Genomic DNA, 10,650 nt, shown 5'->3' on the forward strand with positions numbered 1-10,650 from the left:
CGCCTACTCCCGCCATCGCACCTTGTACAGGGTGACCTGGGGGTTCTGGTAGACGATCTTTAGCCGGCCGTCGGCCACCATCTGGTCGAACTTGGCCAGGCTCTCCGGGGAGAAGAGGGTGCGCTCCAGCTTGCCGATGTAAAGGTAGGTGATGCGGAGCTGGTCCATCAGCGCCTGTGCCCGGGCGGGATCCGTCGTCTGGAACAGCTCCTTCCCATCGTTCTCTCGCCGCCCGACCTGGTCGCCATACCGTTGCTCACCCTGATGCTGCCCCAACAGCGTGGGGAACCCTGTCATGGAGGAGACGCGCAGCCCGCCGGCCCGGTAGTAGTCGTATCCTACGTTCTGCCCGTTGACGAGGTACCAGCCGGCTGGGGCCTCGGCGACCACCGGGGTTCCCCGGATATGGTCCAACATCCACCGGATGGCCTCGTAATCGTAACGTAGCTCGATGGGGTTGTTCCCGTTTGGCCAGGTGTAGACGCCCACCGTCATGTACGCCATGCCGTCCAGTGTGTTGCGCGGCGGCCGCGGCCCCGGGAAGCGATCGTTCACCCGGGCGGGGGTCCCGAGCACGGGGAAGACCAGGCTGGAGGCCAACAGCACGACGAACGCTCCCTCCCAGGCGACCCGCCATGGACGCGGCCATCGGGTCGTCACTCGCGGCCACAACCGGGCCAGCGCGGCCGCGCCACCTGTCCCCAGCAGTACCCAGCCCTGGATGTAGAACTTGAACAGCGTGTTCATGCGGTAGAAGTCGCCCACGGTATCGCTGCCCGGCGGGCACCCGCACAGGAAATCCCTGAGGAAGAAGACCTCCACACCGGCCAGCACCAGGATGCCGGTGAAGATCAGCGCGCCGGTGAACAGATCCTCCGGCGAGCTCGTGTTGCGGATCAACAGAAAGGCGGCCGCCAGCAGGGGCAGCCACAGGAAGGCCACCACCCGATATCCCAGGATCAGCGCCACCACGCCGATCACCAGGCTCAGGATCACGGCCCAGCGCGCCAGCACATATCCCACCGTAGGTGCCCGCACCAGGGAGCGATGGAGCTCCACCAGCCGGGCGGGCCGATCCCAGTGGGCGAGGGTCAGATGCACCCAACGCACGAAGCCCAGCGGGCGGCCATCCGCTCCTCGCCAGCGCGACGGCCGCTGGCGTGCCTCGCTGAAGACGAACACGATGGCCAGGAAGATCAGGAACCCCCAGATCATCAGCCACTGGGTCACCTGCGTCTTGGGGTGGCGCACGATCCCCACGCCGCTGGATCCCACGGCCGCGTAGTGCCAATAGAACGGCACGTACATCCCCAGGGCCAGGCCTATCAGCCCGATCACGTAGAGCAGCAGATGGCGGACGCGAATGCGCCCCCACACCAACGCCCCAGGAGGCCGCAGCCCATATCCCCGCCATTCCCGCAACAGGAAGGCCAGGACGCCGATGCCCAGATACGTGGGGAGGTCCCACGTGTTGATCACCCCCAACGCTCCCAGGGTCAGCGGCAGCGCCAGGAATGAGAGTGCCCCCTCCAGTCGGCCCTCGGACGTCCAGGAGCTGCCGTATCCGGCCACCATGTTGTAGGCCAGCCCCAGGAAGAGAATGGTAAAGGGGATGCCGATCATATGCGGGTGCAAGTCGGCGAACAGGAAGCTCCAGAATGGGAACTCGTTGATGGTGTAGGGGATCACCCGGCTCGGCCCCCAATAGTCGTAGGAGGGCAGGGGGACGCCCTGGAAGAGCACGGCGCGCAACCCCGCTATCGCCCGTACCAGCGTCTGCAGCCCGGGGATCCCGCTCTCGAACTCGCTGCCGCCGATCCTCGCCAGGCTGCGCAATACCTGTCCCATGCCGTCCAGGTTCCCGATGAGCGCCACGAAGATGCCGCCGAGCAGCCCCCAGCCCACGCCGACCGCCCAGAACCGGGCCCGGCCCTCTCTCCGCACGGGAACCAGGTTGTACACCAACCCGAACGCGCCGGAGACGGTGAGGGCGAACAGCGTGGGCACGGCCAGGTTGAATGCCACCGACGGGATGATGCCCGTGAGCTTGATGAGCAGCGCCACCAGGTACTGGCCGTAGTAGTAGTAATTCATGTACCCGCCGGCGAAGTACGGATCGTACGGCGGGAAGTACGGGCTCCGCAGGATGGCGTTGAGGAAGGCGAACTCCATGAACTTCTCGCCGCCGTTCCACGGCTGCCATAGGTCGGGGTTCAGCAAGCGGATGAATACGAAGAACAGGAAGGCCAGGCCGAAGACCGCCTCGTGCAGGAGGATCAACGGCCGCTGCGCTCGCCAGAAGCTCGCCATCTCGGCCCGGTGCCGACGCCACAGCAGGTAGGAGAGCGCCGCCAGCAAGGCCAGCGCCAGATAGATCGTGGGCAGCGCGTTGCGCATGATCCGCAGGCTGGCCAGCATCCATACGATCCAGCCGATCACCAGCCACCCCAGCCCTCGGGCAAAGGGATAGCCTCGATCGCGGAGATTGGCGAACACGGCGAAGGTCAGCGGCCACGCCAGCGCGCCGATGACGGCCAGCGCCAGCCACCACACGATCACCGCCAGCGCGGGCGATCGGCTGGCTAGGCGATTCCAGCGGAAGTCGTATACCACGGGCAGCTCATCCACGGGCCGATTAAGCAGCAGGCTCTTGCGCCGCCCACCGCCGCTGGCCACCTCCCGCTGTCGGTCCTGGCGAGAGCCGGTGTAGTACGGGATCGCCCCCTCCCACGAGCCGCCCAGCAGCGCATCCCACTCCTCGTCCGTCAGATCGCGCACCTTGCGGAAGATCATCGGCTTGGGATGATCGTACAGGGTGAAGCTCTCATCGGCGTCGTCATCGACGAAGACCAGCCCGTCCAGCCGGGGATAAGCGGTGAACTCGGCCGCCTTCTCGAAGCCCAGCTTCCCCTCGAACAGGAGCTGGTAGTAGCGGATGGTCATGGGATACCGCTGCGGCAACCGAGGCACGGCCCGGTAGATCCGATTCGAGGCGATGGAGATGAAGTCGGCCTGGCGCAGCATGGACTTCATCAGCTCGAACTTCTGTGGCGTGTCCTCCTCGAACGGTCCCCAGGCGATGTGGCGGAAGCCGTGAGCCGCCATATTCATGCCCGGCTCCGACAGCTGCAGCGGCAGGGGATCGTCCCAGTACTCCCACAGGATCACCGAGCCATCCGGGGCGTTCTCGTAGAACCATCGGGAGGCCTGGATCCAGGGGTGTGTGCTGCCGTATACGCCGTTGACGAAGGCCAGCGCCCAAATGGCCGTGCCGATGAGCACCAGGGCCATGAGGAGGGGAGCGGCGTAATACGCGATACGTAATACGTAATCACGTGGCGCGTGCTGCGTGTCGCGTGTTGCGTATTGCGTGAGGGCATCCTGCTGACCCTCTGGCTCGCCGATTCGCTGGTTCGCTGACTCGCTCTCTCGCTGACTCGCCGACTCGCTCTCTTGCTGACTCGCCGACTCGCTCTCTCGCTGATTCGCCAGCTCTCTCGCCCGCCTCCCCGCGTCCCACCACGTCCACAGCATGGCCGCGCCCATCAGCGCGAAGAGCGGCACCACCGGCAACATGTACCGCATGAACTTGACCATGAAGGCCCCGGTGATGCCGAAATAGGGGACCACCCAGGAGAGCAGGACCCACTCCTCGGGTCGGGCCCGGCCGCGCGCCGCTCGCACCAGGACCCAGCCAAACCCCAGGAACGCGATCACGCCCAGCGGCCATCCCATCCCCCAGCGCACCTGCTGCTCGATCTGATAGAGATAGGGCGTCGTGCCGCGATACTGGCGCGTGTACGGGAAGTCCGCCTTGCCGCGCACCATCGCCCCCTGCTCCTCGATCACCGAGATGCGGTAGGCCTTCCAGTCCAGCAGGGCGAAGGGGGACGTGACGGCGAAGGCCAGGATGGCGCAGAGGATCGCGATCAGCGCCAGCTTCACGCCGCGGGAGAGCTGCACCGCCATTTGGGGGCTGTTCACCCCATGTCGGCGGAGGGCGCGCCAGGCGGGGATCAGCGCGCCGATCCCCAGGGCGGCCAGGATGGGTAGGGCGCTGAACTTGGAGGAGACGGCGCATCCGGCCCCCACCCCGGCCAGCACCGCCGAGCGCACGTCGCCCTCCTGGGCCATGCGGATGGCGCCCAGGAGCGCTACCATGATGAAGAACGTGGCCACCGGATCGAAGGCGTAGAAGTGGGCCAGCTGGATTTGGATCACCGTCAGGGCGGAGAACGCCGCGGCCAGCAGCCCCACCCGCCGATCGTACACCCGTCGCCCGATCCAGTAGATCAGGAGCACCGTGCCGGTGTCGAACAGGGCGGATAGGTGGCGGCCGACCTGGGGGAAGCCGTCGTACGTGTTGGCCATGAACAGCCAGTGCACCAGGCCTTCGGGCGCGCCCAGCTTCTCCGCCAGCGGCGCCAGGTTATGGAGGGCCCAGGCGACGACGGTCAGGAGGTACAGCGGGAGATGCCCGTATGCGAAGTGGCGCATACGGTACTCGCCCGCCGCCTTGCTCTCGTTGTAGTTATACAGGGGATTCCAGGTGGTCGCGTGGGGATCGAAGGCGGTGGATAGATCGTCAGGCCAACGGATCTCCGTGGCCACGATGCTGATCCAGCGCTCGTCCGGATGCGCGTGGTGTCCTTCGTCCCAATTGACGTCGTACAGCCGCAGGGCCAGGGATAGGATGAGGATGCCGATGAGTAGGAGCGACTCGCCTCGGCGTTGCACCCCGACGAGCCACCTTTGGGCACGCGCCACCATGGCCTCCATGTGGTCTTAGTCCACCAGGGCGATTATAGCATCCGGCGCGAACCATGACAAGTAAAGTGGATAGCGGTAATCAGGGCCTCTCCTCGGCGATGGCCCCACGCGTGCGCGCGTCCCTTGGAGAGGTCTGGAAGAGCTGACCCCGGGCAGAGGTGATTCATGAATCGCCTCTGACGCTTTGAAAAAGCCCGGGTAGCGGCGATACGCGCTCAGGGAACACGCGGGTCGCGCTCGCAGGGGAAGCCCCGCTCTGTGCCGGCGGGGCATAGGGACAACCAGCGGCAGCATGGGAGCTGCTGCCGCTGATGGAGCTCCCACGCTCCATCAGCTTTGGGTGGGCATACCTCACTAGGTGTTGGCTACGGGCAGGCGCACGGTGAACACGGTGCCGTTCCCTTCCTCGCTCTCGACATCGATATGGCCGCCGTGGGCCTCCACCACCGAGCGCGCCAGCGACAGCCCCAGCCCCGCGCCGCGCGGCTGTCGCGGCCGCATCTCGTCCACCCGGTAGAAGCGATCGAAGATGTGCGGCAGGTGTTCGGCGGGGATTCCCGGTCCGGTGTCCGCCACCTGGATGGTCACGAAGGCGGGGCGTGAATCGCCCTCTTCCTGCCGATGGCCCGGCAGTACGTCGGCTCGCAGGGTGATCCGGCCGCCGGGCGGCGTGTACTTGATCGCGTTGTCCAGCAGATTGCGCACCGCCATGCTGATGGCGTCGACGTGGGCGGCGACAGGGGGGAGATGGGGGGGCACCTCCACTTGCAGGCGCAGCTCGGCCTCCTGGGCCAGTGGGCCGATCTCGTCGGCTAGCTCGTACAGGACCGGGGCCAGGTCCAGCGCCGTGCGCGGGAGCTCCTGGACCTCGTCCAGCCGGGAGAGCATCAACAGGTGCTCGACCACTCGCTGCAAATGCGCTACCTCCCCCTCCAATTGGCGCAGGTAGCGGCGGGCGAACTCCGGCCGCTCCTCAAGGTAGCGCTGGAGCATCTCGATCCGGAGGCGGATGCTGGTGAGGGGGGAGCGCAGCTCGTGGGCGGCGTTCGCCACGAACGCCTGCTGGCATACGAGCATCTCCCGCACCTGTTCCGCCATCCGGTTGAAGGCCCGCCCCAGTCGCTTCAGTTCGTCCGGGCCGGAAGGCTCCACCTGCTGCTCCAGGTCGCCGGAAGCCACGGCCTCCGTCACCACAGTTAACCTCCGGACCGGCTCCACGATCTGGCGGGCGAACCAGACGCTGGCCAGCACGACCACGGCCAGGACGACGCCGCCTGCCCCCAGCAGGCTGAGCCATGTGCGTCGCATCTCGGCGTACAGCGGCCCCATGGGCACGGACAGCTGCACGATGCCCTCGACCTCGTTCCGCTCCCGCATGATCGGGGCCGCCACGAATAGCCGCTCCTCGCCCGTCCACTCGTCCTGGCGGATGTCGTGTTGCTCCAACCCCTGGCGCGCGGCCGCGATCTCCGGGTGTTCACGCTCGAAGTGCATGGGGATCGCCTCGTCGGAGCTGAAGACCACCCGCAGGTCGGTATCGATCACGGTCACGCGGGCGGCCGCGCTCTGCGCGTACGAGTAGACGAGGACATCCAGCGGTCGCCCGTCCGGCCTCTCTCCCTCATACCACGCCTCGATGGGATCGTGAAGGGCGTTCGCGACGACCAGGGCCTGGAGCTCCAGCTCATGTTCGGCCTGCTCCACGATGGCCCCCTGGAGGCGGATGCCCGTCCAGACGAGCAGCCCCCCCAGGCCCAGGATCGTCAGGGCCAGATAGGTGAGCAGGAGGCGGCCTTGCAGACTACGCGGGACTATCCGACGGTACATGTGGGTCCACCAATCGATAACCGTAACCTCGCACGGTCTGAATATAACGCGGCGCCGAGGGGTCGTCTTCCAGCTTCTCCCTCAGCCAGCGGATATGCACATCCAAAGTTCGGGAATCCCCGATCCAGTCGGGCCCCCACACCCGATCCAACAGATCCTGACGGGAGACCGCCTGCCCCACGCGCTCCATCAGCGCGTGCAGCAGATCGAACTCCCGTTGGCGCAGCTCCACCAGATGACCGGCCCGCCACACCTGCCGCGCCATGCGATCCAGCACGATCTCTCCCACCACGATGCGATCGCCGGCTGCGGACTCCTGTCCCCGGTCCAGCTCCCGGCGACGCAGGGTGGCGCGCACCCGGGCCACCAGCTCCCGGAAGCTGAACGGCTTGACGATGTAGTCGTCCGCCCCCAGCTCCAGCCCCATCACCCGATCCATCTCCTGCCCGCGCGCCGTGAGCATGATGATAGGCACGGCCGACTCGTCGCGCAGGGTCCTGCAGATCGTGAACCCATTGATGTCGGGCAGCACCACGTCCAGGAGGATGATGTCCGGCTGCTCGGAGCGGGCGAGCGCGATGCCCTGCCGGCCGTTCGCGGCGTGGAGCACTCGAAACCCCTCCTCCCGCAGGCCGAAGACCAGGGGCTCGGCGATGTTCTCATCGTCCTCGATCAGCAGCACCGTTGCGATGACGTCGGTATCCCCCATCTCCTGACCGCTTACCTCCTCAAGGGGTCGCATCCAGGGCCGGCGAGGCTATCCCTGGCCGGGGTGGAGGTGCCCGGGGATGCGCCACCAGGAGTATACACAGAGCCGGCGGATGGCACAACGTGTCCCATCCGGCCCGGCTCCATCCCCCTCACACGATCACCTTCCGGCCAGCGCCACGCCGATGCCGTACACGTAGACCAGCTGCCCGCCGTAGTGTCCCGCCAGGATCAGCAGGATTGCGCCTACGGCTGCCCCCGCGAAGTACACGACCACGGCTGCCCTGGGCACGCGCTCCGCGCGGGAGATGATCGCCTCCAGGAGCCCTTCTCGCCCGCTTGCCTCGGGCGATGGCTCGCGGAGGAACTGCCACACCTGCCATACCCCGATCGCCAGCCGCATCGCCAGCAGGAGACCGAACACGACGACCACGGCCTCGGCCAGCGTGGCGTGGCGCTGGGCGATCGCCTGCGCCTCCGGGGATCGCAGGAGGAACGCCTGCATCCCCTCCAGGCTCTCCTCTCCTGTCTCCTCCGCCAGCAGAGCGGCCGCCACGCCTCCCGCCAGGGAGAGTAGCTCCGCCCATCGCAGCCGGCGAAGGGGCGGCCACAGCGCCGCCACGCCGAAGACGATCGACATGAGCAGCAGCACGATGGGGAAGTGCACGATCAGTGGATGAATGGGTGTATTCAACAACTCCGACATCGCAACATCACCTCACACGCCTGGGTCAACTCGATGGGAATACGCTATTTGCAAAGCTTCTGCACGCTGACATCATCGATGAAGAAGCTGGTCGGGTTCGTGTCGTCCGTCTGGGCCCGGAAGCTCAGCTGGAGCTTCTCGCCGGCGTAGCCGCTCACGGAGAAGGTGCTCTGCTGCCACTCGGTGCTGAGATCTCCGTCCGTCAGCACCTCCAGCGTGCGCAACGGGTTTCCCGCCGCGTCCCGGATCTGCACCTGCAGCGTATCGAACGGGTGGCTCGTCTCGAAGGTATCCACCCGCCACCAGTAGCTCACCCGGATGCCCGCTCCGTCGGAGGGCACGGTGAAGGCCTGCCAGAGGCTCTCCTGCACCCGGTTGTCCCCTCCCATCCACGCCTTCCAGTCGCCGCCATGGGCGGGCGGAACGGGCGTGTCGTCCAGGATATCGCTGAAGACATTGCTCTGCACCTGCCAGACGGCGCTCGGCGTCCCGGCCTCGAAGCCGCCGTCCCGGATGAGCTCCTCGGGTGTGCAGCGCTGCGAGGCGTTGGAGCCCGAGATGTACGGCAGGTAGAGGACCCCCGTCCCGGTCGACCCGGCCTGGGGGGCCTCCGCCAACCCGCTCGCTTGGCTCCATGTGGGCAACAGCGCCCCTATCCCCAGCCAGATCCCCAACAGCAAAACCGTCGCTTTTCTCATGGATCACCTCTCCAAAAGTCGTGGGCAGAAAGTGGCCGAAGGGCAGTCGCCCTGACCGCTCCTTCGGCCACGTTGCTCGGGTCGATACCCGCTTCCCCTAGCGCTTGACCTCGATCTTGTACGCCGTGACCGAGCCGTCGGCCTGCTGAGCGCCCTTCACCTCGACCAGGGAGCCCATGCGCACCTGACCGTGCTCCATCTCGATGCGGGTGCTGGCGGAGACACGCACGATCCGCCCGTTGACCACCCAGTCGCCGATCAGGCCGCTGGCCGGCAGGTCCTCGACCACGCCGTAGAACTTGACGAACCCCATGCTCCCGCCGCCGACATGGCCGGTGGACTTCACCTCGATCTTCACGGCGTTCATGGAGCCATCGCTCTGCAGCCGGCCCTCGACCTCGATGTAGGCGCCCACCTGCACCGAGCCCCGTCGGGCCTCGATCCGGGTGGTGTTGCTCACCCGAACCAGCCGTCCGCTGACGATCCAGTCGCCCGTCATCCCGCCCGCCGGGAGCTTTTCGATGGTGCCGTAGAACTTGGCCATCTCGCCGTGGCTTCCGCCGCCGAAGTCCTCCTTCACTTCGATCTTGGTCGCCTGGACGGAGCCGTCACTCTGCAGCCAGCCGTGTACCTCCACGTAGGCGCCCACCTGCACGGGGCCGTGCTCCTGCTCGATCCGGGTGAGATCGCTGACCTGGACGGCCCGATCCCCGACGATCCAGGTGCCCACCAGGCCGCCCTCCGGAAGCTGCCGGACCGTGCCATAGAACTTCACGGAGGCCTGCATCATGCCGCCCGGGGCCGCCTTGACCTCGATCTTGGTGGCGTCCACGGAGCCATCGCTCTGGGCCCATCCCTTGACCTCGACGTAGGCGCCGACAGCGACGATCCCGTCCTCCTGCTCGATCCGGGTGGCAGCGCTCACACGCACCGTGCGCCCGCCCACGGTCCAGTCACCGATCCACCCCGGCGTGTTCGGCAGGCTCTCGATGATGCCGTAGAACTTGGCGTAGCTGTGGCTTCTGCCACTGCCTCCCCCGGTGCTGATCTTCACCTCAACCTTGTAGGCATTGACAGAGCCGTCCGACTGCAGGCTTCCCTTCACCTCCACGTAGGCGCCCACCTGTACGACGCCGTGCTCCTGCTCGATCCGGGTGGCCGATGTCACATGCACGACGTATCCGCTCACCACCCACTCGCCGATGAGGCCATTGGCCGGCAGGCTCTCCACCGTGCCATAGAACTTCACCGTCTGATCGCCCGGGTGGTCGTTGCCTCCGGAACTCGACTTCGTCTCGATTTTCGTCGCGTTCACCGAGTTGTCCGACTGCAGCCAGCCCTCGACCTCCACCCGGGCGCCCACGGCCACGGGACCATCCTCCTGGTCGATTCGGGTCTCGGCGCCCACGTGCACCGTGCGGCCGCTCACCACCCACTCGCCGATGAGACCGTTGGCGGGCAGGCTCTCCACCGTGCCGTAGAACTTCACGTACTGATGGTTCCCCGGGCCGTCATCGGAGCTTGACTTCACCTCGATCTTGGTCGCGTTCACCGAGTTGTCCGACTGCAACCAGCCCTTCACTTCCACTCGGGCGCCCACGGCCACGGGGCCGTCCTCCTGGTCGATCCGGGTCTCGGCGCTGACGTGCACCGTGCGGCCGCTCACCACCCAGTCGCCGATGAGGCCGCTGCTGGGCAGGCTCTCCACCGCGTAGAACTTCACCATCTGATCGCCCGGATGATCGCCGGAGCTTCGCTTCACCTCGATCTTGGTGGCGTCCACGGAGCCATCTGACCGCATCCGCCCTTTCACCTCGACCTCGGCGCCCACGGCCACGGGGCCGTCCTCTTGGTCGATCCGGGTCTCGGCGCTGACGTGCACCGTGCGGCCGCTCACCACCCAGTCGCCGATGAGGCCGCTGCTGGGCAGGCTCTCCACCG

Annotated in this window: 6 protein-coding genes; all 6 read right to left on the reverse strand. The window is 66.7% G+C overall.

Annotation, left to right across the window (positions count from 1 at the left end; translation table 11 throughout):
• Window positions 1-3 precede the first annotated feature (3 nt).
• Window positions 4-4,737: a phospholipid carrier-dependent glycosyltransferase gene (locus tag GXP39_12980; GenBank protein NOZ28949.1), complete on the reverse strand. Its 4,734-nt coding sequence runs from the start codon at window positions 4,735-4,737 to the stop codon at window positions 4-6.
• Window positions 4,738-5,124: 387 nt separating this feature from the next.
• On the reverse strand, window positions 5,125-6,597 hold the full coding sequence (locus tag GXP39_12985; GenBank protein NOZ28950.1) for a HAMP domain-containing protein: 1,473 nt from the start codon (window positions 6,595-6,597) through the stop codon (window positions 5,125-5,127).
• Entirely contained in the window at window positions 6,572-7,288 is a 717-nt protein-coding gene (locus GXP39_12990; protein ID NOZ28951.1) for a response regulator transcription factor, read from the reverse strand. Before GXP39_12990 ends, GXP39_12985 begins: the two co-directional genes overlap by 26 nt.
• A gap of 177 nt (window positions 7,289-7,465) precedes the next feature.
• Window positions 7,466-8,011, reverse strand: coding sequence for a hypothetical protein (locus tag GXP39_12995; protein NOZ28952.1), 546 nt, complete (start codon window positions 8,009-8,011; stop codon window positions 7,466-7,468).
• A 44-nt stretch (window positions 8,012-8,055) separates the two neighbouring features.
• Complete coding sequence (locus tag GXP39_13000; protein NOZ28953.1) at window positions 8,056-8,709, reverse strand: hypothetical protein; 654 nt, start codon at window positions 8,707-8,709, stop codon at window positions 8,056-8,058.
• 97 nt (window positions 8,710-8,806) lie between these two features.
• Window positions 8,807-10,650: hypothetical protein (locus tag GXP39_13005; GenBank protein NOZ28954.1), on the reverse strand; the 1,844-nt coding region annotated here is incomplete at its 5' end.

The organism is Chloroflexota bacterium (assembly GCA_013152435.1).
Lineage (GTDB): Bacteria > Chloroflexota > Anaerolineae > DUEN01 > DUEN01 > DUEN01.

Excerpts from the sequence above, each read along its gene's own strand:
- GXP39_12995 (NOZ28952.1), bottom strand. The coding sequence starts at position 8,011 with ATGTCGGAGTTGTTGAATACACCCATTCATCCACTGATCGTGCACTTC.
- GXP39_13000 (NOZ28953.1), bottom strand. The coding sequence starts at position 8,709 with ATGAGAAAAGCGACGGTTTTGCTGTTGGGGATCTGGCTGGGGATAGGG.
- GXP39_12985 (NOZ28950.1), bottom strand. The coding sequence starts at position 6,597 with ATGTACCGTCGGATAGTCCCGCGTAGTCTGCAAGGCCGCCTCCTGCTC.